This window comes from Brachybacterium aquaticum, from assembly GCF_014204755.1.
Taxonomy (GTDB): Bacteria; Actinomycetota; Actinomycetes; order Actinomycetales; family Dermabacteraceae; genus Brachybacterium; species Brachybacterium aquaticum.
Genome location: NZ_JACHLZ010000001.1, coordinates 322,403 through 347,167, shown reverse-complemented (window position 1 = coordinate 347,167; position 24,765 = coordinate 322,403). Strand labels below are relative to the sequence as shown.

Sequence of the window (24,765 nt, the reverse complement as noted above, 5' to 3'; positions counted from 1 at the left end):
AACACCGGAACAGCGTCCGGGGGCCAACTCAGGTGACACGTTCGGACATCCGCACAGCGGATGCTCAGGCACCTGACCTGCCGTCACCAGGTCGCGATCCACTCCCGCAGCGCCGGGTCGGTGAGCGAGGTGAGGGCCGCGTCCGCGGGCGGCGCGGGATGCCCCGGCGCGGGTACGGCGATGAGGCGCAGCCCGGCGTCGCGGGCGGCGCGGGCGCCGGTGGCGGAGTCCTCGAAGGCCAGGCACTCCCCCGGCGCGAAGCCCATCGCCGAGGCCGCCGCGGCGTACATGTCGGGGGCGGGCTTGGGATTCGGGACGGTGTCGGACGCCTCGAGCACGGTGAAATGCTCGCGCAGCCCGCCGGTGGTGAGCTTGTGCTCGAGCGCCTCGAGCCACGAGTTGGACGCGCAGCCCAGCGGCACCTTCGCCCCGGCCGCCGCGAGCACCTCGGCCGCGCCGGGCATGGTGCGCACTCCCCCGCCGAGCTCGCGCTCGAACTCGCGGGTCAGATGCGCGAGGGTCTCCTGCTCGTCGACCCCGGCGCGGCGGGCGATGATCTCGCCCGCCACCTCGAGGGTCGAGCCGTGCAGTGCTACGTCGTCCTCGGCGGTGAGGTCCGCGCCGAGGGCGGCGACGACGGTGTCCTGGGCGCGCTGCCACACCGTCTCGGTGTCCAGCAGCAGGCCGTCGCAGTCGAAGACGATCGCGCGCGGCGTCCAGTTGCCGAAGGCCTCGCTCAGGGCGTTCATCGGCGCGCCTCCCATCCGGAGATCCAGTCGGCGAGCACCGGGTCGGCGAGCGAGTCGAGGCGGCGCGGGGCGCGGGGGTCCTGCCCGGGGATGGAGGGCACGGCGATCAGCTGCATGCCGGCGGCGGTCGCGGCCTGCGCCCCGGTCTCGGAGTCCTCGAAGGCGAGGCAGTCGACCGGCCGGGTGCTGAGCGCCTCGGCGGCGACCAGGTACAGGTCGGGGGCGGGCTTGCCGGCGGAGACCTGGTCCACGGCGACGGCGGCGTCGAAGGCGTCCTCGAGGCCGAGCCCGGCGAGGGTCTGCTCGAGCAGGTCGCCCGGAGAGTTCGATGCCACGGCGATCGGGCGCACCGCGGCGATCGCGCGGACGGTCTCGACGGCGCCGGGCAGCGGCACCAGCGGCTCGCCGAGCCGCTCGTGGTGCTCGACGTACAGGTCCTGGCCCACCGTGCGGGGGTCCTTGTCCACGGCGTCGGCGATGGCGGTGACGACCACCTCGATCGGCCGACCGGTCAGCGCGCGCCGGACATGGCCCTCCAGCTGCGCGCCGTGCCGGGCGAGGTAGTCCTCCTGCAGGGCGACCCACCTCCCCTCGGTGTCCACGAGCAGGCCGTCGCAGTCGAAGACGACGGCCGACGGGGCCCATGCAGGGGGCCAGGTCGCGAGCGGTGAGGGGTGCGCCTCGGTCATGACCCCAGCGTATCCGCCTCCGCTCACTGCGCCGCGGCGAGGCCCTGCTCGAGGTCGGCGAGGATGTCGTCGATGTGCTCGATGCCGACGCTGAGTCGCACGAAGCCGGGCTCGACGCCGGCGGCGCGCTGCTCCTCCTCGGTGAGCTGGGAATGGGTGGTCGAGGCGGGGTGGACGACGAGGCTGCGCACGTCGCCGATGTTGGCGACATTCGAGTGCAGGGTCAGGGCGTCCACGAAGCGGCGTCCGGCCTCGACACCGCCCGGGAGGACGAAGCCGAGCACGCTGCCGGAGCCGCGGGGCAGGTAGCGGTCGGCGAGCTCCTTGTACGGGGAGGACTCGAGCGAGGCCCAGGTGACCGACTCGACGCGCTCGTCGGCCTCGAGGAAGCGGGCGACCTTCCACGTGTTCTCGAGGTGGCGCTCCATGCGCAGCGGCAGCGTCTCCAGACCCTGGCCGATGAGGAAGGCGTTGAACGGGGAGACGGCGGGGCCGAGGTCGCGCAGCAGGTTGGTGCGGGCGCGGGTGGCCTGCGGGGCGGGCAGTCCCGCGAAGACGAGGCCGTTGTAGGACTCGTCGGGCTCGGTGAAATGGGGGTACTTCGCGGCGTGGGCGGTGAAGTCGAAGCTGTCGCCGTCCACGAGGACACCCGCGATGGAGGTGCCGTGGCCGCCGAGGAACTTGGTGGCCGAGTGGACCACCACGTCCGCCCCGTGCTCGAGGGGGCGCAGCAGGAACGGGGTGGCGACGGTGTTGTCGACGACGAGCGGCACGCCGACCTCGTGGGCGACGTCGGCGAGGGCGCGCAGGTCAGCGATGTCCTGCTTGGGGTTCGGGATGGACTCGACGAAGAAGGCCCGGGTGGTCTCGTCGGCCGCCGCCCGCCAGGACTCGGGATCGTCGGGATCAGCGACCCACTGCGCCGTGATGCCGAGGCGCACGAGGGTGTGCTTGAAGAGGTTGAAGCTGCCGCCGTACAGGCTCGGGGAGACCACGACGGAGTCGCCGGCGCCGGCGAGGTTCAGGATCGCGAGGGTGATCGCGCTCTGCCCGGAGGCGACGAGCAGACCGGCGGCGCCGCCCTCGAGGGCGGCGACCCGGTCCTCGACCGCGCTCTGGGTGGGGTTGGTGATGCGGGTGTAGATCGGGCCCGGCTCGGTGAGGGCGAAGCGGCCGGCCGCGGACTCGGCCGACGGGAAGACGAAGCTGGTGGTCTGGTGGATCGGCAGCGCGCGGGAGCCGGTGTCGGTGTCCGGGGTCTGGCCGGCGTGGATGGCGAGGGTCTCGAACTTCTGCGACATGGCGGTGCTCCTCCGGGTCGGGGTGTCGCGCTCAGCGTCGCGCGCCGCGGCCACGGGGCCCGAGGAATGTGAACCTCTATGACGCCGCGGGCGCGAGCTCGAGCACCCTCCCCTGCCAGCGCCGCCGCAGCCACCGGTCGTGGGAGGCGATCAGCACCGCCCCGTCCCAGTCCTCGAGGGCCGCCTCGAGCCGGGTCGCGGTGACCAGGGCGAGGTGGTTGGTGGGCTCGTCAAGGACCAGCAGCTCGGGCGGGTCGGCGAGCACGGCGGCGAGCATGACGCGGCGCAGCTGCCCGCGGGACAGCGCCGTGAGCGGCCGGTCGAGGTCGCGGGGGTGCACGAGCCCGTACAGCTCCGCCCCCTCCCCGAGCTGCTCCCGGACGGCCCGCCCCGGCACGGCCTCGTCGTCCTGGCCGAGGTGGCCGATGCGCAGCCCGCGCGGCGCGTCCACGGTGCCAGAGGTCGGCGCGAGCCGGCCCGCCACGAGATCCAGCAGGGTCGACTTCCCCGCACCGTTCGGGCCCGTCACGAGCAGCTTCTCCCCGGCCGACAGGCTGAAGGAGGTGGGCGCAAGCCGGCCGGTGACCGCGGCGCCCGCGACCGACAGCAGCACGCCGCCCCCGGTCCGTGCCGCGGCGGGCAGGTGCGTGAGGTGCAGCTCCGCCGGGGGCTTCCTCACCTGCTCGCGCTCGAGCCGCTCGAGCCGGGCCCGCGCCTCGCGCAGGCGGCGGGAGACGACGGTGGCGTTGCGGTCCGCGTAGAACTTCTTCGAGGCGCGGGCCTCGGTGCGGGGTGCGGCGCCGGCGTGCCCGACGCTGCCGGCGTCCTGCACGGCGGCGCGCAGGGCCTTCAGCTCCTCCTGCTCGGTGCGGTAGCGCTGCTCCCACCGGTCGCGGGCCTCGAAGCGTGCGAGCAGGTGGTCGGTGAAGGTGCCGGTGTAGGCGGTGACGCCGCCGGGCTCCGCGTCGAGCGGCGTCTCGGCGGGGTCGAGGTCGAGCTGGGCGCGGGTCGCGTCGTCGAGGAAGGCGCGGTCGTGGCTGGCGATCAGCACCGGGCCGGGGTGCTCGGCGATCCGCTCGGCGAGGAAGGCGGCGGCGCGGTCGTCGAGGTGGTTGGTGGGCTCGTCGAGCAGCCAGGTGACCGGGCGGGCGATGAGCAGGTGGGCGAGGGCGAGCCGCTCCCGCTGCCCGCCGCTGATCTCCCCGAGCGGCGTGCCCCGGTCGATCTCCGCGAGGCCGAGCCCGTCCAGGACCTCCTCGGCGCGGCGCTCGGCGTTCCACACGTCGGCGAGGGTCGCTTCGGCGAGCAGCGCGTCGTACCGCCGCGCCGCCTCCGCATCGCCGCCGGCGAGCTGCTCCCCCGCCGCTTCGAGCTCCCGCTCGAGCCGCCGCGAGCGGGACAGCGCATCGCGCACGACCTGCGCGAGCGGCGTCCCGGCCGGGAAGGGCAGCTCCTGGTGCAGCACGCCGACGGGGCCGGGCGCGCTCCAGGTCCCGGTGTCGGGCGTGAGCTCCCCGCCGAGGATGCGCAGCAGAGTGGTCTTCCCGCTGCCGTTCTCGCCGAGCAGGCCCATGGGGCGCCCCGCGGGCACGACGAGGGACACGTCGGTGAGGACCCGGCGCTCGTCGGCGCCGCGGGACGCGGGGTGGGTGAAGGAGATCCCGTCGGCCCTCAGGTGCAGGGCGGTGTCGGGGTGCGCGGGCATGGATCAGCTCCTCATGGCGAGGCGGTACGGCGGACGACGGGGCTGATCACAGGCGCATGACGCCGACCCTAGGGCGTGAGGCGCGGGGACGTCGAGCGATTTACCGCTCGGCGGTGAGCGCCGCCACGGCGGACCGGATCCCGGCGGGATCCCCGACCCGCCGCGGATCGCGCGGATGGGCCTCCAGCGCGCCCCGCGCGGAGCCCGCGTCGGCCGAGGCGAGCAGTGCCACGAGCGCGACCCGCACCTCGCCGCCGGCCTCCTCGAGCACCGCCGCGGCGCGCTCGGGGGTGGCGCCGGTCGCCTGGACGAGCATGCGCACGGTCCGGGCGACGAGCTTCGCGTTGGTGGGGCGCACCTGGATCATGAGGTTCCCGAAGGTGGTGCCGAGCCGCACCATCGTGGCCGTGGACAGGGCGTTCAGGGTGAGCTTCTGCGCGGTGCCGGCCTTCATGCGAGTGGAGCCGGTGACGACCTCGGGGCCGACGTCCAGCAGGATCCTGTGGTCGGCGAGTTCGGCGAGGGGAGCGGCGGGGTTCGCGGAGATGAGGGCCGTGGGGAGGCCGTCGGCCCGTGCCTGCCGCAGGGCCCCGCCGACGAAGGGGGTGCGACCGGACGCGGCGAGGCCGATGACCACGTCCCCGGGGCGGCAGGCGGTGCGGACGAGCTCGGCGCCCTGCTCCTCGGAGTCCTCGGCGCCCTCGACGGCGGTGCGGAAGGCGCCGAGGCCGCCGGCGAGGTGGGCGGTGACCATGGACTCGTCGGCGTCGAAGGTGGGTGCGAGCTCCACGGCGTCGAGCACGCCGAGCCGGCCGGAGGTGCCGGCGCCGAGATAGTGCACGGTGCCGCCGGCGGCGATCGCGGCGACGCACTCCTCGACGAGGCCCGCGATCCGTGCGGCCTGCGCCTGGACCGCCGCGGCGACGGCCGCGTCCTCGCCGAGGATCACGTCGACCATGCCGCGGGCATCGAGGCTGTCGAGCTCGGCGCTGCGCGGGTTGCGCTCCTCGGTCGGGGAGGCGAGGTCGACGAGCGACATGTCGAGAGGGCGGGAGGTGCTCACGGGGACTCCTGTCGTCGGTGACGGGTGCCAGGGTAACGGGCGCGGGACGAGCGGATACCCTGGGGATCCGCGCCGAGAAGGGGGCCCGATGAGCAAGTCCGCAGGGCTGCCGCCGCGCGCCATGACCGTGATCGCCGGGGACATCGGCGGCACCCGCGCCCGCCTCGCGCTCGCGCCCGTCGACAGTGCGGTGATCGCCGAGGTGGTGGGCCCCGGTGCGAACATCCGCGCCTCCGGTGCCGCCGCGCTCGACACCCTCGCAGAGTCCGTGGCCGAGCTGCTGGAACGCGGCGCCGCGTCGATGGAGGCGGAGGTCGAGGTCGTCGCCGCGGCCCTCGGCATCTCCGGCGCCGGACCCGCCCGCGCCGACGAGGTGCGCCGCGCGCTCGGCGACCGGCTGGTCGGCCTCGGGATCCCGGCCGAGCGCCTGCTGGTCACCGACGACCTGCACTCCGCGTTCCTCTCCGGGGGTGTGGGGGACACGGGTCTGCTGGTGCTCGCGGGGACCGGCGCGGTGGCGGTGCGCTTCGAGGACCGCGAGGCGGTCGCGCGGCGCGACGGGATGGGCTGGCTGCTGGGCGATGTGGGCTCCGCGGTGTGGCTCGGCAGGCGCACGCTCGAGGCGGTCGCGGCGGACCTCGACGACCGCGGACCCCGCACCCTGCTCACCGAGGAGGTCGGTGCCGCGCTCGGCCTCGATCTGCGTCGCGGCGGGGACCCGCCCTCCCCGACCGGCGATCCGCGCCAGGACCTGATTCGTGCGCTCGACGAGCAGCTCCCTGCCGGAGCGCCCGCGGCGCTGGGCCGGTTCGCGGTGCTGCCCGGACGGGTGCCGGAGGACGCGGTCGCCGGCGAGATCCTGCAGTCCGCGATCGCGCACGTCCTGGAGACGGTGCGGGCGCTGGATCCCGGGGCGGCGCTGTCGACGGTGCTGGCGGGCTCGGTGCTCACCGGTCCGGGTCCGCTCCGGGACGGGGTGCTCGACGCGCTGCGCGCGGAGCGCCGCGAGGTCCGCGAGGCGCCCGACGGGATGCCCGGCGCGCTCCTGCTGGCGCGCGAGCTCGCCGCGGAGGTGCGGGGATGACGCGGGACGAGACGGCGGAGGCGGAGGAGAGGGTCGAGGAGCCGTCGGTCGACGCGCCGGTCGAGCCCGCCGAGGGCGACGCGCCGGCCGAGCCCGCTCCCCCGCCGCGCTGGCGGCGTCGGCTGTCGCGCTGGCGCGCGCTGTCGTGGCGGCGCCGGCTGCTGTCGGAGAACCTGCGCCTGGGGGTGGCGTGGCTGCTCGCCTTGGCGATCGGCCTGCCGACGGTGTTCCTGTTCAGCGCGCCGATCCCGGACACCCGCGCGGACGGGGTGCAGATGCCGCTGACCCTGATGGTCGTGATCGTGATCCTGTCGATCTATGCGCTGGTGTTCGCGGGGCTGACTCTGTGGGTGCTGTCCGGGGCGTCGCGCTCTCGGATGGTCGCGGCGGCGCGGCTGCCGCGGGCGAGGCGGCATGTTCGCTTCTACCGCTGGTACCTGGGGCGTACGAGCGCGTTCGGCGAGGTGGTTCAGATGCTGCTGATCGCGGTGACGGCGGTGTTCCTGCTGATCTCGCCGCCGCCGTGGATCCCGGTCGCGGCGCTGCTGGCGCTGACGGTCGCGGCGGTGATCACGGCGTGGATCAGCGCGGTGGCGACGTTCGCTGTGGAGTACGCGGCGGAGGACTCCCGGGGATCGGCGTTCTCGTTGCCGGGGTCGGAGGCACCGACGGGCGCGGACCGGGACATCCAGGACTACGTGTACGGCGCGCTGCTGATCCAGACCACGTCGGGGACGGGTGAGATGGTGCCACTGACCTCGTCGGCGCGGCGCCTGGTGCGGCGGCACGTGCTGCTCGCCTATCTCATGAGCACCATCATCATCACGCTCGGGGTCTCGGCGGTGATCACGGCGGTGGCGTAGGGCCGGCCGGGTTCCTGGGCACTGCGGTCAGAAGGGTGGTTCGCCCCAGTCGGGGTGGGGCGGGATGATGCGGCGCCGTGCGAGGGCGAGGCGTTCCTCCGGAGTGAGGTTCTTCAGCTGCTCGTGGATCGAGAGCTTCTCCGCATAGGTGCGTTCGTGAATGCGGGCGGCCATCTCGAGCTCCGCGGCGATGACCGGGGTGAGCAGGTCCGTTTCCTCAAACGTGGTGGTGGTGATCCCGTCCCCGAGGTGCCATGTCGTCGGGTACGGGCCGGCGATGGTGGTGCCGTCCCCGCGGGCAGGATCCAGTGCCTCGTCCCGGACCGGGTCGAGGAGCTTCTTCGTCTTCAGTTGATGGTGGAAGTGACACAGCCGGTGGAGGTTGAACAGGCTGGTCTGTCCACCCTCGTCGGGATGGTGATGGTCGTATTCGAGGATGTGATCGTCCTCCGCCATCAGGACTGTGGGTCTGTCACACCCGGGTACCGCACAGACGGGGTGTCTGAGCCGGAGTTGTAATCGCATCTGGGCGGTGGGGGTGTAGGTCGCGGCGTTCACGGGAAGGAACGCCCCCGAGATCGGATCGGTGAGGATCCTCTGCCACGTCTTCTCCCCGGCCGCGAGGCGGCGCGCCTGCTCGGCCGGGATCGGGGTCATCCCCTCCAACATCGCGGGCGCGTTCGACAAGCCCATCATCGTCGTGACCGGCACGGTGAGCAGCAGCTTGATCGCACTGGTGGTCTCCTGGACCGGGTCGATGTCCAGGATCGAATGGGTCAGGATCGCGTAGCGCAGATGACGCAGAGACATCGGCCGGCCCTGCTCCCGCAGCACCTCATCGATATCGAACGGGAGCGGTCCTTCCTCCTCGTCCTGCAGCATCCGCCGCTGATCCTTCTGCACCGTCCGCGAGGCGACATCCAGACGGTGCATCAGCGCTTTGATCTCCAGGACCGGGCCCGTGATCGTGAGCGTCGCCGTGCCGGCATCCTCGTCGATCCCCGCCAGATCCACGCTCCGCGCGGTCGATGGAAGAGTCGGGAGGGTGCCGGCGGTGACGAGCTTCGTCCCGACCCTCACCTGTTTCTCGAACGCGAGCTGGGGAACGTTCGCGATCTCCACCCCCGCCATGTGCTCATCCAGACGCCGCGCCTGCTCGGGGGTGAGACGGCGGGCGTGACGCAGGAGGTAGCGGTGGAACGCCTCGGGCATGTCCCCCGCCAGCAGGATCTCGAACGTGGCAGGCATGTCACAGACCGCGCGGTGGGCGTCGTGGACCAGCGCGGTCGCGGACAGGTTCGAGACCCGCAGCCCCGTCGCGATCTTCACCGCCGTCACCTCGGCAAAGTCCAGCGACCCCTCGTTCTCCGTATCCTCCGCGAACAACTCCGCGACCTGCTGCAGGTGGAGACCGTACAGATGGGCACGCTCCCGCATCAGCAGATGGATCTGCAGCACCGACCCCGCCAGCGGAGACTCGAACCCACCCGCATCCTCCACCACCACCGATGCGTCCAGCCTCCGCCGCGCGCGAGTGTGGAACATCCGCGCAGGCTCCGGCGCCGCATCCGAGGCGTCACAAGACTCCGGGACGTCACTCGCGGGCATCGGGACAGGGAAGTGAACAGGCCTCGCAGGGACGTCCTGGGCCGCGAGAACATCCGACGCAGGCGACGGCCCACCCGGGGATGCAGCGGAAGCGGAACCCGATGCGGGCGACGCCGCAGTAGAAGCCGTGGAGGCTGAACGCGGTGCGGGCGCGCGTCGCGACGACGTCTCGGCGTCCCCGGCCTTGTTCGTCTTCCCGGTCTTGCCCGGCACGTCGTCCTCGAACTCCCCCACCACACTCACCCCCTCCGCGAACCCCTCGAAGACCCACCCACGGGCGCTCCATTTCGAATACCCCCACACTACCAACCACACCCCCCATTACTAAGGGTCAGAACCATATGGGGACGAATTTGTGGATAACCCTGGAGTGTGGAGGAAAGGTCGGTGCGAGACAGTAGTGCGCCACGACCGAGCCGGCGATCCAGAGGACCGAGGGGGCGACCGGCGGGCACCGCGCGGACAGCCCGACCCCCGGGCCTACACGCGCCAACAGGGACCGCCGAGGCGGTATCGCGGGCAGGTAAAACACCATTCTGCCCACAGCCGCCGACGTCACGACAGGCCACCCCGGGCAGCACGGGCGGGCACACCGACACCCCCTCTCGACACCCACGAGACCCCGCTCCGAGAATTCCCGACACGCCCTACCAGAAACCCCCGACAGACGAAGCTCAACGCTGAACGAATTGCGGAAAAGTGGGCCATGTGGAGGAATCATCAGCCCGACATGATGAATTCGCCCGCGACAACCCTCCAAGCCTTACCGCGCCGATCCCACTCGTCGTCCCCAGCGCCATCCCGCCGGCCGCCCCCGTGCGCGCCGCAGGCCGCACCGCTCGCCGTCGGCCCGTCGGCCGCGCCGAGCGCACCCCGTCGGCCGCGCCGCCTCGAGCGCACCCCGTCGGCCCGCCCGCGCCCCGTCGCCCGCACCACACCGTCCACTCGCCCCCACGCCCCTCCCGCCCAGGCCCTGACGATTAGGATGGCGGGCGTCAGCGCGCCGTCCCGACCGGAAGAAGGCTCCTCCCGATGCCCGAGCTCCACGACCAGATCCCCACCCGTGAGAAGGTGCTGATCATCGGCGCCGGTCCGGCCGGTCTCGCGGCCGCCGCGTCGCTCAAGGCGCTGTCGGTGCCGTTCGACCTGGTGGACCGGGCCCGGCACGTCGGCGGCATCTGGGATCCCGAGCGCGAGGACAGCCCGGTGTGGCCCGCGATGGAGATGATCTCCTCGCGCGAGTACACGCAGTTCGAGGACATGATCCAGCCGGTCTCCTTCCCGGAGTTCCTGGCCCCCTCACACATGGCGAAGTACCTGCGCGCCTACGCCTCGCACCACCAGCTCACCGACCACTTCCTCCCGCGCACCACCGTGCGCTCGGCGCGCCCTTTCGAGGAGGGCGTGTGGGAGGTGGAGCTGTCCACCGGTGCGGTGAACATTTACCGCGCGGTCATCTCCGCGCACGGCATCGCCGAGCGTCCGCACCGCCCCGACTGGGCCGCCGATGTCCCGAAGTCCGTGCAGGTCATCCACTCCAAGGAGTGGAAGGGCTCGGACGGTCTCGAGGGCAAGCGGGTGCTCGTGGTCGGCTCGGGCCAGTCCGCCGCGGACATCGCGGTCGACGCCGCGCGTCGCGCCCTCGAGGTGCGCTGGTCGGTGCGCACCGGCCACTGGGTGGTGCCCCGCCGCATCGCCGGGATGCCCGGTGACGTCGCCGCGGCGCGCGAGCCCGCGATGCTCGGCTCCCTGAACGCGAAGATCGCCGAGAGCGTCATCCGCCGCACGGTGGGCGACCCCGCCTCGGCCGGTCTGCCGCGCCCCCGGCTGCCCCTGCTCGAGGACACCGTGATCGTGTCCGACGACCTGCTGGACCGGGTCCGCGAGGGCCGGATCGCACCGGTCGGCGAGGTGCTCGAGGTCGATCCGGAGGGCGCGGTGCTCCACGCCCGCACCGGCGGCCGCACCGGCACCGACGCCTACGCGGCGGATCTCATCGTGCTCGCCACCGGCTACGAGACCGGCGCGGACCACCTCCCCCAGGACGTCATCCCCCGCACCGCGAGCGGTGAGCCGGACCTGTTCCTCGGCGCCTTCGCGCGCGGCCGCGACGACCTCGTGATCCTCGGCCAGCAGCGCACCTCCGGCGGGGTGCTGCCGATCCTCGTCGAGCAGGCAGACATCACCGCGTACATGATGGCCGCGACCAAGGGCGGCGGCTCCACGCCGGCGCTCGAGCAGTTCCGCAAGGTGCGCGCCGGCTCCGAGAGCGCGATCCCGGCCCGTCCCGCGCCTGCCGCGGACGGTGTCCGCGGGCGCCTGCAGACCGCGCTCGGCACCCGGAAGGTCACCGCGCGCGAGCTGCCGGCCCGTGCGGCCGAGCCCGAGCTGATCCCGGCCGTGGACCGGGACACCCTGCTGGGCCGCCTGCGCTCGGTGCGCTCGCTGTTCGACTGACTCGCTGTTCGACTGACGGGTCTCAGGCGCGCGGGGCGCGCCGCCGCCCGGCGAGCGCCACGACGGCCGACGCCAGTGCGGTCGCGCAGGCGACCACCAGCACCAGCACACCCGTGAGGTGCTGGTCGTCGAGCGCGGTCGCGCCCCAGTCGCGGCCGGTCGCGCCGAACCAGCTGGCGGCCATGAGGTCGTCGGTGACCAGCAGGACCATGCCCGCCGCCACGCCCAGCAGCAGCGGGAGGCCGGCGACGACCGCGCGCCGCCCTCCGCCTGCCACCGTCCGCACGGCGAGCGCCGTGAGCGCGCCGCCCCCGAGCGACAGCATCTGCAGCGCGAGGTGCGCGGCATGGCCGTCGAGGCTCACCCGCAGGAACGGCCCGATGTACGCGAGCACCAGCAGTGCGGGGCCCGCGAGGGCGAGCAGCGCCGCCGCCCACCAGCGTCCGCCCACGAGCGCGCGCAGCCGCGACGGGACCGGCATCGCAGCACCGATCAGCACCCCGGCAGGGACGAGCAGCAGCAGGTGCTGCAGGACGTGCGCGGAGATGAGCACCTTGCCGTAGACGTTCAGCGGTCCCGAGGTGAGCAGCACCAGCAGCGCAGCACCCACGACGAGCATGGCGCTGTCCCGGCGCGGACGCTCAGGCGCCGTCGGCCGCCACCAGGCGAGCACGAGCACACAGGCGAGCGCCATCCCGAAGGGGTCCGGGCGCCACTGGGTCAGGACGGTGCCGAGGTCCGGGGCGGGCGGGAGCGGGTAGCCGGTGAGGATCCCGGCGGCACCCGGGGGCGGGGTGCCCGCGTCGGTCGGCGGCGGGGAGGAGCTCATCGCCGCGGCGAGCGCGACAGCGAGGCCCATGAGCGCGAGCTCGAGCAGGGCGAGGCGCCGGTAGGTCGCGCGGGCGCGGCGGCCATCGTCCGACGCCGTGAAGCCGGTGGCGAGCTGGCGGCGCTGGAGCGCGCCGAGCCCGCCGAGGGCGAGAAGCAGCACCGCCTTGCCGAGACCGATCTGGACATAGGGGCTGGTGAGGATGTCGGCGGGGCCGTTCATGCGCACCGCGATCGCCCACACGCCGCTCGCGGCCAGGGCGATCCAGCAGATCAGCGCGAGATGCGAATAGCCGCGCAGCACGCGGAGGTCGTCGCGCCGGCCGCGCGGGAGGATCTGCAACACGGCGAGGCCGCCCACCCAGATCCCGACGGCGAGCAGGTGGACGAGCATGGTCGAGGTGCCGACCTCGTGGGTCTGGTCGCCCGCGGCGTGGCCGGTCATGGCGGCGGCGAAAGCGACCACGCCCGCGAGCACGGCGACGGCCCGGGCGAGGCCCTGCGAGGTGCCCAGCAGCGCCACCGTCGTGGTCGCGGCGGCCGCGACCAGGGCGGTCAGCAGCCACACACCGAGGTCGGTGGCGAGGAAGACGGCGAGGTCGGAGCCGAAGCGGGGCGAGCCGACGGGCTGGCCGGTCGCGATCGCGTAGGAGAAGGCGAGGGAGGCGCCGCGGGCGAGGGTGGTGACGGCGGCGGCGCCCGCGACGACGGCGAGGGCGCGGGTGCGGTCGGCCTCCTCGCGCAGCAGCCAGCCGGCGACGACGGCACCGCCGAGGGTGAGGGCGCCGGCGAGGTCGGCGAGGGTCGCGGCGATCGGCGCGCCGAGGCGGGCGACGGGGCCGGCATCCATGAGGACGAGGTTGTCGCCGCCGGCGGCGTCGGCCGCGAGGACCGCGACCAGCGACAGCAGCGCGAGGGCGAGCAGGAGCAGCAGCAGCGCCCCGGGGCGGGGGCGCCGGAGGGTCGGGGAGCTCACGTGGCGATCACCAGGCCGACCCAGAGCGCGCCCATCCCGACGCCGGCGCTGAGCATCAGGTAGGCCAGCGCGATCGAGTACTCGCCGCGGCGCACCATGTCCACGATGTCGTGCGCGGCGGTGGACAGGGTGGACAGGCCACCGCAGAACCCGGCGCCGAGCGCGGCGTAGAAGTAGCCGCCCGGGCCGGTGGCGGAGCCGAGGCGGGCCACGACGACGCCGAGCAGGAAGCAGGCGATGACGTTGACCAGAAAGGTCATCCAGGGCTTGACCCGCTCGTCGCGCTCGAGGCCGCGCCCGGCGGCGACGCGCACGCCGAGGGTCTGCACGCCCCAGCGGGAGACGGCGCCGAGCCCGCCGCCGATGCCGATCACGAGCGCGCCGAGGAGGAAGGCGAGGGGGCTCATCGCGCCTCGCTTCCCTCGTCGGCTCCCTCGGCGGTGCGGCGCAGCGAGCGCGCGGCCAGGTGTCGGCCGATCAGCAGGCCGAGCGCGACCGCGCCGAGGCACAGCACCACCGTCTCCGCGGCGTAGAACAGGGCGAGGATCGGGAAGTTCGCGCCGATCATCGCGGAGCCCTCGAGCACCACGGTGGACATGGTGGTGAAGCCGCCGCACAGGCCGGTGCCCAGCAGCGGCGTCATCCATGGCCGGCCGGGCCGAACCTCGAGGGAGCCGTTCAGGGCGCCGAGCGCGAGGCAGCCGAGCACGTTGACCCACAGCGTCGCCCAGGGCACCTCCACCAGGGTGGGGGTGGTGACGGTGGGGGCGAGGACCGTGAGGGTGTAGCGCAGGATCGCGCCGAGCGCGCCGCCCGCGGCGACCAGGAGCGCGACCTTCCAGGGGGCCAGGCGCGGACGGACCGGGCCGGAGCCGAGGGTCTCGGAGTCGGCGACGTCCTCGTGGCGCACCGCCGCTATCTCGACGGTGCGCATGCGCGGGTCGCCGCGCCGCGGCACGCGCGAGGCGGGGGTGGGGTCCGAGGTCACCGCCCCAGGGTACCGACGCGCGGCGGGACGCCCCTCCCAGCCGGGGCGGACATGCTCAGCCCCACACGAGGCCGAGCGAGGGGTCCTCGAGCACGGCGGAGACGTCGCGCAGCAGCTCGGCGCCCAGCGCCCCGTCGATGAGGCGGTGGTCGAAGCTCAGCGACAGCGTCGCGACCTGGCGCGGCTCGATGCGGCCGTCGACCACCCAGGGCTTCTCCTTGATCGCGCCGACGCCGAGGATCGCGGACTCTCCCGGGTTCAGGATCGGGGTGCCGGAGTCGATGTCGAACACGCCGTAGTTCGTGATCGTGATGGTGCCGTCGCGGGTGTCGCGCAGGGCCGTGCGGCCGGCGCGCGCGGTGCGGGCCAGCTCGCTGATGCCCTCGGCGAGCTCGCGCAGCGTCATCAGGTGCGCGTCCTTGAGGTTCGGGACGATGAGGCCGCGCGGGGTGGCCGCGGCGATGCCGAGATTCACGTAGTGCTTGTAGACGATCTCCTGCGCGTCCTCGTCCCAGGAGGCGTTGACCTCGGGGTTGCGACGGATGGCGACGAGCAGCGCCTTGGCGATCACGGCCAGGGGGCTCACCTTGACGTCGGCCCATTCGCGCGAGGCGCGCAGCTGGGAGACGATCCGCATCACGCCGGTCATGTCGATCTCGTTGAACACGGTGACGTGCGGGGCGGTGAAGGCGGAGGCGACCATCGCCTCGGCGGTGCGCTTGCGCACCGAGCGGATCGGCACGCGAGTGGTGCGCTCGTCGCTGGTCACGCCCGAGAACGGTTGGTCGCGGGTGGACTTCATCGCGCCTCCGAGGCCCGCGGGCGCCTGCGGCGACTCCTCGGGGAAGTAGTGGCCGTCGCTCTCGCCGCCGTAGGCGCGCTGCTGGGCGTTCAGGACGTCCTGGCGGGTGACGGTGCCCTCGGGGCCGGTGGCGAGCACGTCGTGCAGGGCGATGCCGAGATCGCGGGCGAGCTTGCGCACGGGGGGCTTGGCGAGGATGCGGTCGATGGGGACCTGCTGGTCGTCGGCCTGCGCGGGGGCGGTGCGGCGCCGGCGGCGGCGCTGCGGGGCGGGGCGGTCGCCGTAGCCGACGAGGTTCTTGGGCTCCTCGTCCGACGGGGCGTCGGCGGGCGCGGCGGGCGCGGCGGGCGCCTCGGGCTCGACCTGCGCGGCGACCTCCTCGGCCGACGGGTCGGCCTCGGGGGCGTCGGCGGGCTCGTCGGCCGACGGGGCGGGGGCGGGGCCGCCCGCGGTGTCGACGCGCAGCAGCGGGGCGCCGACGGCGACCTCCTCGCCCACGGCGACGAGGATCTCGACGACGGTGCCGGCGACATGGCTGGGCAGCTCGACGGCGCTCTTGGCGGTCTCGACCTCGACCACGGGGTCGTTGATCTCGAGGCGGTCGCCGACGGCGACCTTGATCTCGAGGATCTCGGCCTCGGTGAGGCCCTCACCGGGATCGGTGAGGTTGATCGTGACGATCTGCGGTGCCGACGTGTTCATGGTCGTGATCCTTTCACGCAGGGGCGCGGCCGTCAGTGCTCGAGCAGGCGATCCACGCCGTCGAGCACCCGGTCGAGGTCGGGGAGGTAGGCGTGCTCCATGCGGGAGGGCGGGTAGGGCAGGTGGTAGCCGCCCACCCGCAGCACGGGCGCCTCGAGGTGGTAGAAGCAGTCCTCGGAGATGCGGGCGGCGATCTCAGCGCCGAGGCCGCTGACCACGGGGGCCTCGTGGACGATGAGGAGCCGGCCGGTCTTGCGCACCGAGGCGGCGATGGTCGGGTAGTCGATCGGGGCGAGGGAGCGGGCGTCGATGACCTCGAGGTCGATCCCGTCGGCCGCGGCGGTCTCCGCGCTCTCGCGCACCACCGGCATGCTCGGCCCCCACGCGAGCACCGTCGCGTCGGTGCCGGGGCGCACCACCTGCGCCTGCCAGGGCGAGAGCGCGGGGCGGTGGTCGGGGTCGACGTCGCCCTTGACCCAGTAGCGGCGCTTCGGCTCCAGCATGATCACCGGGTCCTCGCACTCGATGGCCTGGCGGGTCATCCAGTAGGCGTCCTGGGCGGTGGAGGGGGCGAGGATCCGCAGGCCCGCGGTGTGGGCGAAGTACGCCTCGGGGCTCTCGGAGTGGTGCTCGACCGCGCCGATCCCGCCGCCGTGGGGGATGCGGACCACGACCGGCATGGTCACCCGGCCGCTGGTGCGGTTGTGCATCTTGGCCAGCTGGGTGGTGATCTGGTTGAAGGCGGGGAAGACGAAGCCGTCGAACTGGATCTCGACCACGGGCCGGTAGCCGCGCAGGGCCAGGCCGATCGCGGTGCCGACGATGCCGGCCTCGGCCAGCGGCGTGTCCACCACGCGCTGGGAGCCGAACTCGGCGTGGAGCCCGTCGGTGACGCGGAAGACGCCGCCGAGCACGCCGATGTCCTCGCCCATCAGCATGACCTTGTCGTCCGCGGTCATCGCGTCGCGGAGCCCGGCGGTGATGGCCTTGGCAATGGGAAGGGTGATGGGGGCCTTCTGTCCGCTCATGCCTGCTCCTCCTCATCGTCGTCGAACTGGGCGGCGTACTCGAGGTACTCCTCGCGCTCGCGGGCCACGATCGGGTGGGGCTCGGCGTAGGGATGGTCGAACATGTGCACGGGGTCGGGGTCCTCCATGCCGTGGATGTGGTGGTGCAGCTGCATGGCGAGGTCGTGGGCCTCCTCGTCGCAGCGGGCCACGAAGTCCTCGTCGATCTGGTCCAGCTGCTCGAGGTGGCGGCGCAGGCGCAGGATCGGGTCCTTCTCCGCCCACTCCTGCTCCTCGGCCTTCGGGCGGTAGCGGGAGGCGTCGTCGCTCGTGGTGTGTGCGGCCATGCGGTAGGTGACGGCCTCGACGAAGCGGGGGCCCTCTCCCTCGCGGGCGGCATCCAGAGCCGTGCGGACGGTGCCGAGCACGGCGAGGACGTCGTTGCCGTCCACGCGCGCCGACGGGATCCCCCAGCCGCGGGAGCGCTGGGCGAGCGGCACCCGGGTCTGGACCTCGGTGGGCACCGAGATCGCCCACTGGTTGTTCTGCGTGTAGAAGACGATCGGGGCCTGGAAGGAGGCGGCGAAGGTGAGGGACTCGGAGACCTCGCCCTCGCTCGAGGCGCCGTCGCCGAACAGGGCCAGCACCGAGGTGTCGGTGGAGAGGTCGCCGGTGCCGACCAGGCCGTCGCGCTGCAGGCCCATGGCGTAGCCGACGGCCTGCGGCGCCTGGGAGCCGAGCACGATCATGTACGGATGGGTGCGCAGCTCGTTGGGGTCCCAGCCGCCGTGGCTGACGCCGCGGAACATCTCCAGCAGGCGCCACGGCTCGATGCCGCGCGCCCAGGCCACGCCGTGCTCGCGGTAGGTGGGCACGAGGTAGTCCTGCTCGCGGGCGGCGTGGCCGGCGCCGATCTGCGCGGCCTCCTGGCCGAGCGCGCTGGCCCACAGGCCCAGCTGGCCCTGGCGCTGCAGGCTCGTGGCCTCGAGATCCGCGGCGCGGATCATCACCATGTCGCGGTAGTAGCCGCGCAGGCGCTCCGGGGACGCCAGGCCGTGCTCGTCCAGCACGGCGTCGAGCTGCTCGTGCGGGGTGCGGGTGCCGTCGGCATCCAGGAGCTGGACCATCGGCTCCTCGGCCGCGACGTCGGGGATCGTGGATCGGAAGACGCTCACGGGCCCGAGACTAACCTACGGTGCCGTAAGTTCCAAGGAGATGCGCGACGGCTCGCATCATCGTGCGGCCTGCGCCGTGGGCGAGGACGAGGGCGCGATGGTCCGGGGCGGCGTCGGGCACCCCGGTGTGGACGGCGATCGCGTCGGGGCGCGTCGCGAGGGCGGCGGCGAGGCGGCGGCCCTCCTCGGCGTCGCTGCGGGGCAGTCGTGTGAGGACCAGGACCTGCACGTCCGGGCCCGGAAGGGTGTCGTAGTCGGGGACGTCCGTGCGCAGTCCGCGCTCGCGCAGGGCGGTGACCAGGGCGTCCGGCCGTCCGCCGCGGCGCACGTCGAGGACGGCGGCGGGTCGGAGGTCGAGGCGGGCGTGGCCGTGGCGGGAGCGGACCGCGCGGGCCGCGGCCCCGGCGCCGAAGCGCTCGGCGCGGGCGAGGGCATCCTCGAGGGCGGGGGCGGGGACGAAGCGGCGCCGGGTGCGCAGGGAGCGGAGCCGGTCGCGGGCGCGGGACGCGCGGGCGCGCAGGTCCTCGCGGGTGAGGCGGCCGGTGTCGACGGCGGCGAGGATCGCGTCGTGGGCCTCGCGCAGCATCTGGCGGTCCTCGCGGCGGGCGCTGCTGCCCAGGCACAGCAGGTCGGCACCGGAGACGAGGGCGCGCACGGCGGCCTCGCCGTACCCGGGGTTCTCGGCGACGGCGGCCATGTCCAGGGCGTCGGTGATGACGAGGCCGCGGAAGGTGCCGCCCACGGCGCGGTCCAGCAGCGGCCGCGCCCAGGGGGAGATCGAGGCGAGGCCCTCGCCGAGGGCGGGGACGAGCACGTGCGCGGTCATCACCGCGTCCAGCCAGGGCGCGATCCGCCAGGGGGCGAGGTGCTCGCGCTCGAACTGCGCAGCGGGCAGGTCGATGCGGGGCAGGGCGGTGTGGGAGTCGGTGGCGGTCGCGCCGTGGCCGGGGAAGTGCTTGGCGCAGGTGCCGATCCCGGCGTCGATCAGGCCCGTCGCGAAGGCGCGGGCGTGGGCGGCGACGCGGTCGGGCTCGTCACCGAAGGCGCGGGTGCCGATCACGGGGTTCGCGGGGTCGGTGGAGACGTCGAGCACCGGGACGAGGTCGAGGTCGATGTCGCAGGCGGCGAGCAGGTCGCCGAGGGCGCGGCCGACGTGCCGGGTGAGCTCGACGTCCCCCGCTTCCCCGAGCGCCCAGGCGGTGGGCAGGGAGGAGCCGGTCGCGGCCTGGAGGCGGGTGACGTCCCCGCCCTCCTCGTCGATCGCGATGACCAGGTCCTCGCTGCGCGCATGGAGAGCGCGAGCGAGGTCCCGTGCCGTCGCAGGATCGGGGGTGCTGTGGCCGAAGAGGATCACCGCGGCGAGGCCCTCGTCGAGGGCCTCGCCGAGCCATTCCGGCACGGCGGTGCCGGTGAAGGGCGCCATGAGGACGCCGAGGACGTCCCCGTCCCATGCCCTGACCTGCTCCACCCCGCCCTGCTCACGCTCCATGCTCGAACAGTACCGAGCGGGACGCGTTCAGGAGAGCTGTGCGAGTGCGTCCTCCAGGGCGGGGATGTCCAGCGGCTCCTGGCCCGCGTCCAGGTCCTGCACCGGCAGCGGGCAGTCTCCGAGGTCGGGGATCTCCAGGCGCTCGCCGCCGGCCTTCATCGACTCGTGGGCGATGATGCCGGGGAGGGTGTAGCGGGCGGCCTGCCAGGCGTTGACCTGGGACTGGAGGCCGTCCGCGACGGCGCGAGCGAAGTCGTCGACGAGGAAGTGATGGGCGCCCTCGTGGCCGTTGGGCAGACCCTGGAACTCCCGCGGCAGGCGGGCCTGGTGGTGGGAGCGGGCGGCGCCGGCGACGAAGGCGTCGCGCAGGGTGGGCGAGACATCGGCGAGGCGCGGGTCGTCCAGCGACATGGTGGCGTCGGTGCCGATCAGGTCGGTCACCTCGAGCACGCGGCGCTTGTCGTGCCAGTAGGTCGCCTCGACGGTCTCCTCGAAGGAGGACTCCTCGCCGAAGAAGCGGAAGCGGGACTCGCGCTTGTGGGAGGGGTAGCCGACGCGGCGCAGCTCGTTGGTGCGGAAGGCGCCGCCGTTGTCCATGCCGAACAGGGCGAAGGCGTTGGAGACGTCGTTGCCGAACATCGACACGTCCTTGTCGAACACGCCGTCGCCGCGGGTGTCCGGTCGACCCAGGCACGAGACGGACACGGCGTGCCGCTCCCCCAGCACCCCGAGGATGCCGCCGATCGAGTGGGTGGGGTAGAGCATCGGCGGGTACGAGGCGGTGGCCTTCCAGCCCTCGCCGCCGGAGTACTTGTAGGCGTCGTAGAACCCGAGATCCATGTCGTGGACGTAGTCGCCCTCGGCGTAGAACACCTCGCCGAACACGCCCTGGCGGTGCAGGCGGCGGGCGAGGACCACGGCGGCGTTGTACTGGCTGGTCTCGCCCATCATGTAGACCAGGCCGGTGCGCCGCACCTCCTCGGTGATCGCCCGGATCTCCTCCTCCTCGATCGCCATCGGCACCGCGGAGTAGACGTGCTTGCCGGCGCGCAGGGCGGCCAGGGCGTGCTCGCCGTGGGTCCAGCGCTGGGTGAAGATCGCGACGGCGTCGACGTCCGAGGCGAGCAGCTCCTCGAGGGTGGCGAAGCGGCCGGCGAAGTGCACGCCGCGCGCCTCGACGGCGTCGATCCGCTCGGGGACGGCGTCACAGGCGTAGAGCGCCTCGATCTCGGGGTGGGCGGCGAAGAGCTCCGCGAAGTGGGAGCCGAACTGGCCGATCCCGACGATCCCCAGGGTGAACGACATATTTCCTCCTCGAAATTAAGTGGTGGGGAAACGCTACCCAGATCGCGGCGACGCGGCAAGCCTCAGAGCCGGCGCCAGCGCCCCGAGCGCCACACGTCCCGCCACGGCGGCACCTCGCGGCCCTGCGCGGCCATCCGCCGCCGCAGCCGGCGGCGGGAGAGCAGCATGCCCGCCACGCCGAGGCCCAGCAGCGGGAGCTGGACCGCGAAGGCCACCCGGAAGGCGTGGAGGTCGTAGGCGCCGTCCGGCCGCAGCAGGTCCAACACCAGGCCGATCAGCAAGATCGAGAGCAGTCCGCCGATGAACCCGCCCATGATCACCACGCCGGTCGCCGTGCCCAGCCGGTGCCGGGCCAGGTCCGTGCGAGGGAAGTCGAAGCCCACGCTGCTGGCGGGCCCGCCGATCGAGAAGCCCGCCACCAGCAGCACCAGCAGCCAGATGGGCGCCGGCCCGGGCCACAGCACCAGGGCCAGCAGGGGCACGCCGATGCAGGCCACGATCAGCAGCACCAGGGTGGAGCGCCGCAGCGGATGGCGCTCGGTGAGCGCACCGATCAGCGGCCCTCCCACCACGGCCACCACCACCAGCACGGTCATCACCGCCGAGGCCGCGGGCCGGCTCAGCCCCTCCCCCGCGGTGAGGTACGGGTAGCCCCACATCATGGAGAAGGCGATGCCGGTGAAGCCGGCCGTGAAGTGGGTGAAGAACCCCAGCTGGGTGGAGGGATGGCGCACGATCCGGGCGAGCACCAGCGGGATCCGGGCGAGATCCTGCCGCACCCGCGGGCGCGGCATCCCCGGCGGGGTCGCGCGCACCACCAGCAGCGCGAGCAGCGCGGCGAGCGCGCTGACGGAGGCGGCCCCGCCGAAGGCGGGCGTCCAGCCCAGCATCGTCAGCGCCGCCACGAAGGGCACTGCGGAGGCGATCTGCCCCACCTGGCCCAGGATCCCGGTGAGCTGGGTGAGGATCGGCACCCGCGCCGCCGGGAACCAGGCGGGGACCAGCCGGATCGCGCTGGAGAAGGTGAGGGCGTCCCCGGCTCCCAGCACGATCCGCGCGATCATCGCCACGCCCACGGTCTCCGTCTGGGACATGAGCACCTGGCCCAGCGCCATGAGCACGGCGCCGGAGGTGAGGGTCGCGCGGGAGCCGAAGCGGTCCAGCAGCACGCCGGCGGGGATCTGGCAGAGCGCGTAGACGGCCAGCTGCAGCACCACGAAGGTGGAGACGATCGTGGCGGAGGCGCCGAACCGCTCGGTGGCCTCGAGCCCGGCCACGCCCATCGTGGTGCGCTGCAGCACCGCGATCGCGTACGCCGTCACGGCCGCGACCCACACCCCGTAGGCGCGGGGGCCTCCGAGGGCGGGGGCGGGCGCGGCGGGGGTGCTCATGGAGGTCCTTTGGGGAGGTCGGGGCGGGGGCAGTCGGGCCGAACGCTGCGGGCGCCCTCCTACTCCGGCAGGGACCCGACCGGCTCCGAGGGTAGCCGCCCGGGCCGCTGCCCGGCGCGGATGTCCGACGGTTGCCGCGGGGCGCGGTGCGACCCGCGGGTCACGGCGGATGGTCGGTGGTGGGCGGTGGGCGCGGATGCTTGGCTGGGGCCATGGATCCTCTGGCGTCGCGGCGCGTGCGCGCCCACCTCACGGACTGCGTCGGCTACCTGGGTCTCGCCGCGGCGACGGCGCCCGTCGGAGTGCTGCTGGTGAGCACCACCTCTCTCGGGGAGAGCCGACTGTTCGCGCAGCTGGTCAGCGCGGTGCCGCCCGTGGCCGCGACCCTGCTGGCGGCGCGGGCCGAGTCCGGGCCGCACCGGGCCACCTGGGGCAAGCGCCGGCAGGGTCTCGAGGTGGCGGGCGCCGGCGGGGCGGCGCTGCCGTTCTCCCGAGCGCTGGGACGGAACACGGTGAAGATCCTGGTGCCCTGGCAGCTGGGGCACCTCACCGCGATCGGCGCCGTCGGGGGCGGCTTCGAGGAGGGCGATGCGCTCACCTACGGCTCCGCCGTCGCCGTCTACGCGACGCTCGGCGTGGTCGCCGCGACGGTGCTGCGCCGCCCCGGGCGCGGGGTCCACGACCGGCTCGTCGGCGGCCGCGTGCTCCTCCCCGCCGCACCCCGCGGCTGAGGCGCGGGCCCAGGATCTGCCCGAGGCCCGAGCCCGATCCCGGAGCGCGGAGCGCGGAGCGTTCAGCGGGAGCGCCAGGCGGCGGCGATCTCGATCAGCAGGTCGTTGGCCTCCTGGCCGGCGATCGTGGCGCGCACCCCCTCGGTGCCGTAGGCGCGCATCACCAGGCCGCGGGCGTCGGCGAACTCGGCGAAGGCCGGAGTGTCCTCCCCCAGCGGGAAGTACACGAAGTTGCCGTGGCTCGCGGGCAGCTCCCAGCCCTGCGCGGCGAGCGCCTGCTGCACGCGGGACCGCTCCGTGCGCACCCACTCGGCGCGGCGCTCGAGCTCCTCGGCGACCGTGGGCTCCAGGCAGGCCAGCGCGGCGGCCTGGGCGGGGCGGCTGGCGGAGAAGGGGATCGCCACCTGGCCCAGCGCGGCGGCGAGCCGCGGATGCGCGACCGCGTAGCCGAGCCGGAGCCCTGCCAGGCCCTGCAGCTTGGAGAAGGTGCGCAGCAGCACCACGTTGGCGTGGCGGCGGAAGATCCCGGCCGTGCCCAGCACGGTGGCGGGGTCGTGGAACTCGCGGTACGCCTCGTCGATCGCGACCACCACGTGCTCCGGGACCTGCGCGAGGAACGCCTCGACCTGGGCGGTGCTCAGCGAGGGCCCGGTGGGGTTGTTCGGGGTGCACAGCAGCACCAGGCGGGTGCGCTCGGTGATCGCCGCCGCCATCGCGTCGAGATCGTGCTCGGCGTCCGCCGTGAGCGGCACCTGCACGGAGGTGCCGCCCTGGGCGCCCACCAGCAGCGGGTACGCCTCGAAGGAGCGCCAGGCGTAGACCACCTCGTCCCCCTCGCCCACCAGGGCCCGCACCAGATCGGCGGTGACCGAGACCGAGCCGTTGGACAGCGCGATCTGGGCCGGCTCCACGCCGTGGTTCTCCCCCAGCGCCTCGCGCAGCGCGATCCCGGCGGCATCGGGGTAGAGGTGCATCTCGTCGAGCGTCGCGATCACGGCCTCGCGCACCGCCGGGACGGGCGGGAAGGAGGACTCGTTGGAGGAGACCTTCAGGCGGCGGATGCCGTCATCGGCCGGCGGCTTCCCGGGAACGTAGACCGGCAGGTCCTCGAGGGCGGGGCGCAGGCGGATGGTCTCGACGGGGGCGTCGGGGCGGGGGGACGTCTCAGACATGTCGCCAGGATAGGCGGCGCCGGGCAGGCGGCGGCCTTGCGGTGAACGCACCCGCCGCGACCGGCGCACGGCGCCGCTCCGCTCCGCCCACGGCCCGCGCGATCCGGGGGCTCTCCCCCGTGCGTCGAGCGGGCACGGGCAGGACAATGGCGCCATGAGATTCCTCGGCCACATCATCGTCACCGGCCTCGCGCTGTGGGTCACGGCGCTGATCCTGCCCGGCATGCACCTGGGCGAGAACAGCGCGAGCGTGCTCACGCAGGTGCTCACCATCGGCGCGATCGCGCTGATCCTCGCGCTGATCGACACGATCGTGAAGCCGATCCTGGAGCTGCTGGCCCTGCCCATCACCTGTCTCACGCTGGGCCTGTTCCAGCTGGTCATCAACACGCTGATGCTGCTGCTGGCGAGCTGGGTCTCCGGCCTGCTGGGACTGACCCTGACCTTCGACAGCTTCTGGTGGGCGCTCGGCGCCGGCATCATCATCGGCATGCTCTCCGCGATCGTCGAGGCGGTGACCGGGCTCGGGGAGTCGCACGCGAAGAGTGAGTAACGCTCCCACGACGACTCCTCCACTCATATTTCAACGACATGTGTCACGTGCCACGATGCAGTGAGCAGCCGCACGACTCGACGGGAGCACCCCAATGACGCGCCGCCTCACAGCCATCGCCACCAGC

At 73.7% G+C, this 24,765-nt stretch carries 21 protein-coding genes; 5 read left to right on the top strand and 16 right to left on the bottom strand.

Annotated features, from left to right (window positions below; all coding sequences use genetic code 11):
• Positions 1 to 83: 83 nt before the first annotated feature.
• The 5 genes from HNR70_RS01435 to HNR70_RS01415 form a co-directional block, all read right to left on the bottom strand.
• On the bottom strand, positions 84 to 749 hold the full coding sequence (locus HNR70_RS01435; protein ID WP_246375117.1) for an HAD family hydrolase: 666 nt from the start codon (positions 747 to 749) through the stop codon (positions 84 to 86).
• Entirely contained in the window at positions 746 to 1,438 is a 693-nt protein-coding gene (locus HNR70_RS01430) for an HAD family hydrolase (RefSeq protein ID WP_184324087.1), read from the bottom strand. The genes HNR70_RS01435 and HNR70_RS01430 overlap by 4 nt, the downstream gene beginning before the upstream one ends.
• A gap of 23 nt (positions 1,439 to 1,461) precedes the next feature.
• Positions 1,462 to 2,739 (bottom strand): O-acetylhomoserine aminocarboxypropyltransferase/cysteine synthase family protein, encoded by a 1,278-nt coding sequence (locus HNR70_RS01425; RefSeq protein ID WP_184324086.1) that lies wholly within the window; start codon positions 2,737 to 2,739, stop codon positions 1,462 to 1,464.
• Between the two features lie 76 nt (positions 2,740 to 2,815).
• The gene (locus HNR70_RS01420; RefSeq protein ID WP_184324085.1) at positions 2,816 to 4,444 is read right to left on the bottom strand and encodes an ABC-F family ATP-binding cassette domain-containing protein; all 1,629 of its coding nucleotides are present in this window, start codon (positions 4,442 to 4,444) and stop codon (positions 2,816 to 2,818) included.
• 100 nt (positions 4,445 to 4,544) lie between these two features.
• A complete protein-coding gene (locus tag HNR70_RS01415; RefSeq protein WP_184326488.1) occupies positions 4,545 to 5,483 on the bottom strand; it encodes an N-acetylmuramic acid 6-phosphate etherase in 939 nt (312 codons plus the stop codon).
• Positions 5,484 to 5,595: 112 nt separating this feature from the next.
• Here HNR70_RS01415 and HNR70_RS01410 point away from each other — a divergent pair, with 112 nt between their 5' ends.
• Positions 5,596 to 6,591, top strand: a complete 996-nt coding sequence (locus tag HNR70_RS01410; protein WP_184324084.1) for an N-acetylglucosamine kinase — start codon at positions 5,596 to 5,598, stop codon at positions 6,589 to 6,591.
• Positions 6,588 to 7,454 (top strand): DUF1345 domain-containing protein, encoded by an 867-nt coding sequence (locus tag HNR70_RS01405; RefSeq protein ID WP_184324083.1) that lies wholly within the window; start codon positions 6,588 to 6,590, stop codon positions 7,452 to 7,454. Before HNR70_RS01410 ends, HNR70_RS01405 begins: the two co-directional genes overlap by 4 nt.
• Positions 7,455 to 7,481: 27 nt before the next feature.
• Here the strand turns inward: HNR70_RS01405 and HNR70_RS01400 are convergent, their stop codons facing one another.
• Entirely contained in the window at positions 7,482 to 9,299 is a 1,818-nt protein-coding gene (locus HNR70_RS01400) for an HNH endonuclease signature motif containing protein (protein ID WP_184324082.1), read from the bottom strand.
• 795 nt (positions 9,300 to 10,094) lie between these two features.
• Here HNR70_RS01400 and HNR70_RS01395 point away from each other — a divergent pair.
• Entirely contained in the window at positions 10,095 to 11,519 is a 1,425-nt protein-coding gene (locus tag HNR70_RS01395; RefSeq protein WP_184324081.1) for a flavin-containing monooxygenase, read from the top strand.
• A gap of 22 nt (positions 11,520 to 11,541) precedes the next feature.
• Here HNR70_RS01395 and HNR70_RS01390 read toward each other — a convergent pair whose 3' ends face one another.
• From HNR70_RS01390 to HNR70_RS01350, 9 genes are all read right to left on the bottom strand, one after another.
• A complete protein-coding gene (locus HNR70_RS01390; RefSeq protein ID WP_312857537.1) occupies positions 11,542 to 13,323 on the bottom strand; it encodes a CopD family protein in 1,782 nt (593 codons plus the stop codon).
• The gene (locus tag HNR70_RS01385; RefSeq protein ID WP_184324080.1) at positions 13,320 to 13,730 is read right to left on the bottom strand and encodes a fluoride efflux transporter FluC; all 411 of its coding nucleotides are present in this window, start codon (positions 13,728 to 13,730) and stop codon (positions 13,320 to 13,322) included. The genes HNR70_RS01390 and HNR70_RS01385 overlap by 4 nt, the downstream gene beginning before the upstream one ends.
• Positions 13,727 to 14,311: a fluoride efflux transporter FluC gene (locus HNR70_RS01380; protein ID WP_312857536.1), complete on the bottom strand. Its 585-nt coding sequence runs from the start codon at positions 14,309 to 14,311 to the stop codon at positions 13,727 to 13,729. Before HNR70_RS01380 ends, HNR70_RS01385 begins: the two co-directional genes overlap by 4 nt.
• Positions 14,312 to 14,366: 55 nt before the next feature.
• Positions 14,367 to 15,815, bottom strand: coding sequence for a dihydrolipoamide acetyltransferase family protein (locus tag HNR70_RS01375; protein ID WP_184324079.1), 1,449 nt, complete (start codon positions 15,813 to 15,815; stop codon positions 14,367 to 14,369).
• Positions 15,816 to 15,847: 32 nt separating this feature from the next.
• Positions 15,848 to 16,843, bottom strand: coding sequence for an alpha-ketoacid dehydrogenase subunit beta (locus HNR70_RS01370; RefSeq protein WP_184324078.1), 996 nt, complete (start codon positions 16,841 to 16,843; stop codon positions 15,848 to 15,850).
• The gene (locus HNR70_RS01365) at positions 16,840 to 17,949 is read right to left on the bottom strand and encodes a thiamine pyrophosphate-dependent dehydrogenase E1 component subunit alpha (RefSeq protein ID WP_184326485.1); all 1,110 of its coding nucleotides are present in this window, start codon (positions 17,947 to 17,949) and stop codon (positions 16,840 to 16,842) included. The genes HNR70_RS01370 and HNR70_RS01365 overlap by 4 nt, the downstream gene beginning before the upstream one ends.
• A 58-nt stretch (positions 17,950 to 18,007) precedes the next feature.
• The gene (locus HNR70_RS01360; protein WP_184324077.1) at positions 18,008 to 19,486 is read right to left on the bottom strand and encodes a glycoside hydrolase family 3 N-terminal domain-containing protein; all 1,479 of its coding nucleotides are present in this window, start codon (positions 19,484 to 19,486) and stop codon (positions 18,008 to 18,010) included.
• Between the two features lie 27 nt (positions 19,487 to 19,513).
• On the bottom strand, positions 19,514 to 20,791 hold the full coding sequence (locus HNR70_RS01355) for a Gfo/Idh/MocA family protein (RefSeq protein ID WP_184324076.1): 1,278 nt from the start codon (positions 20,789 to 20,791) through the stop codon (positions 19,514 to 19,516).
• A 62-nt stretch (positions 20,792 to 20,853) separates the two neighbouring features.
• On the bottom strand, positions 20,854 to 22,182 hold the full coding sequence (locus HNR70_RS01350; RefSeq protein WP_184324075.1) for an MFS transporter: 1,329 nt from the start codon (positions 22,180 to 22,182) through the stop codon (positions 20,854 to 20,856).
• Positions 22,183 to 22,394: 212 nt separating this feature from the next.
• Here HNR70_RS01350 and HNR70_RS01345 point away from each other — a divergent pair, with 212 nt between their 5' ends.
• On the top strand, positions 22,395 to 22,913 hold the full coding sequence (locus HNR70_RS01345) for an RDD family protein (protein ID WP_184324074.1): 519 nt from the start codon (positions 22,395 to 22,397) through the stop codon (positions 22,911 to 22,913).
• A 62-nt stretch (positions 22,914 to 22,975) separates the two neighbouring features.
• Here the strand turns inward: HNR70_RS01345 and HNR70_RS01340 are convergent, their stop codons facing one another.
• Positions 22,976 to 24,085 carry a histidinol-phosphate transaminase gene (locus HNR70_RS01340; protein ID WP_184324073.1) on the bottom strand — a complete coding sequence of 370 codons (1,110 nt, stop codon included), beginning with the start codon at positions 24,083 to 24,085 and terminating at the stop codon, positions 22,976 to 22,978.
• Positions 24,086 to 24,239: 154 nt separating this feature from the next.
• On the opposite strand from HNR70_RS01340, the gene HNR70_RS01335 reads away from it, so the two are divergent.
• Positions 24,240 to 24,638: a phage holin family protein gene (locus tag HNR70_RS01335; protein ID WP_184324072.1), complete on the top strand. Its 399-nt coding sequence runs from the start codon at positions 24,240 to 24,242 to the stop codon at positions 24,636 to 24,638.
• Positions 24,639 to 24,765 lie beyond the last annotated feature (127 nt).

Excerpts from the sequence above, each read along its gene's own strand:
- HNR70_RS01435 (WP_246375117.1), bottom strand. The coding sequence starts at position 749 with ATGAACGCCCTGAGCGAGGCCTTCGGCAACTGGACGCCGCGCGCGATC.
- HNR70_RS01430 (WP_184324087.1), bottom strand. The coding sequence starts at position 1,438 with ATGACCGAGGCGCACCCCTCACCGCTCGCGACCTGGCCCCCTGCATGG.
- HNR70_RS01425 (WP_184324086.1), bottom strand. The coding sequence starts at position 2,739 with ATGTCGCAGAAGTTCGAGACCCTCGCCATCCACGCCGGCCAGACCCCG.
- HNR70_RS01420 (WP_184324085.1), bottom strand. The coding sequence starts at position 4,444 with ATGCCCGCGCACCCCGACACCGCCCTGCACCTGAGGGCCGACGGGATC.
- HNR70_RS01415 (WP_184326488.1), bottom strand. The coding sequence starts at position 5,483 with ATGTCGCTCGTCGACCTCGCCTCCCCGACCGAGGAGCGCAACCCGCGC.
- HNR70_RS01410 (WP_184324084.1), top strand. The coding sequence starts at position 5,596 with ATGAGCAAGTCCGCAGGGCTGCCGCCGCGCGCCATGACCGTGATCGCC.
- HNR70_RS01405 (WP_184324083.1), top strand. The coding sequence starts at position 6,588 with ATGACGCGGGACGAGACGGCGGAGGCGGAGGAGAGGGTCGAGGAGCCG.
- HNR70_RS01395 (WP_184324081.1), top strand. The coding sequence starts at position 10,095 with ATGCCCGAGCTCCACGACCAGATCCCCACCCGTGAGAAGGTGCTGATC.
- HNR70_RS01385 (WP_184324080.1), bottom strand. The coding sequence starts at position 13,730 with ATGAGCCCCCTCGCCTTCCTCCTCGGCGCGCTCGTGATCGGCATCGGC.
- HNR70_RS01375 (WP_184324079.1), bottom strand. The coding sequence starts at position 15,815 with ATGAACACGTCGGCACCGCAGATCGTCACGATCAACCTCACCGATCCC.
- HNR70_RS01370 (WP_184324078.1), bottom strand. The coding sequence starts at position 16,843 with ATGAGCGGACAGAAGGCCCCCATCACCCTTCCCATTGCCAAGGCCATC.
- HNR70_RS01365 (WP_184326485.1), bottom strand. The coding sequence starts at position 17,949 with ATGGTCCAGCTCCTGGATGCCGACGGCACCCGCACCCCGCACGAGCAG.
- HNR70_RS01360 (WP_184324077.1), bottom strand. The coding sequence starts at position 19,486 with ATGGAGCGTGAGCAGGGCGGGGTGGAGCAGGTCAGGGCATGGGACGGG.
- HNR70_RS01355 (WP_184324076.1), bottom strand. The coding sequence starts at position 20,791 with ATGTCGTTCACCCTGGGGATCGTCGGGATCGGCCAGTTCGGCTCCCAC.
- HNR70_RS01350 (WP_184324075.1), bottom strand. The coding sequence starts at position 22,182 with ATGAGCACCCCCGCCGCGCCCGCCCCCGCCCTCGGAGGCCCCCGCGCC.
- HNR70_RS01345 (WP_184324074.1), top strand. The coding sequence starts at position 22,395 with ATGGATCCTCTGGCGTCGCGGCGCGTGCGCGCCCACCTCACGGACTGC.
- HNR70_RS01340 (WP_184324073.1), bottom strand. The coding sequence starts at position 24,085 with ATGTCTGAGACGTCCCCCCGCCCCGACGCCCCCGTCGAGACCATCCGC.
- HNR70_RS01335 (WP_184324072.1), top strand. The coding sequence starts at position 24,240 with ATGAGATTCCTCGGCCACATCATCGTCACCGGCCTCGCGCTGTGGGTC.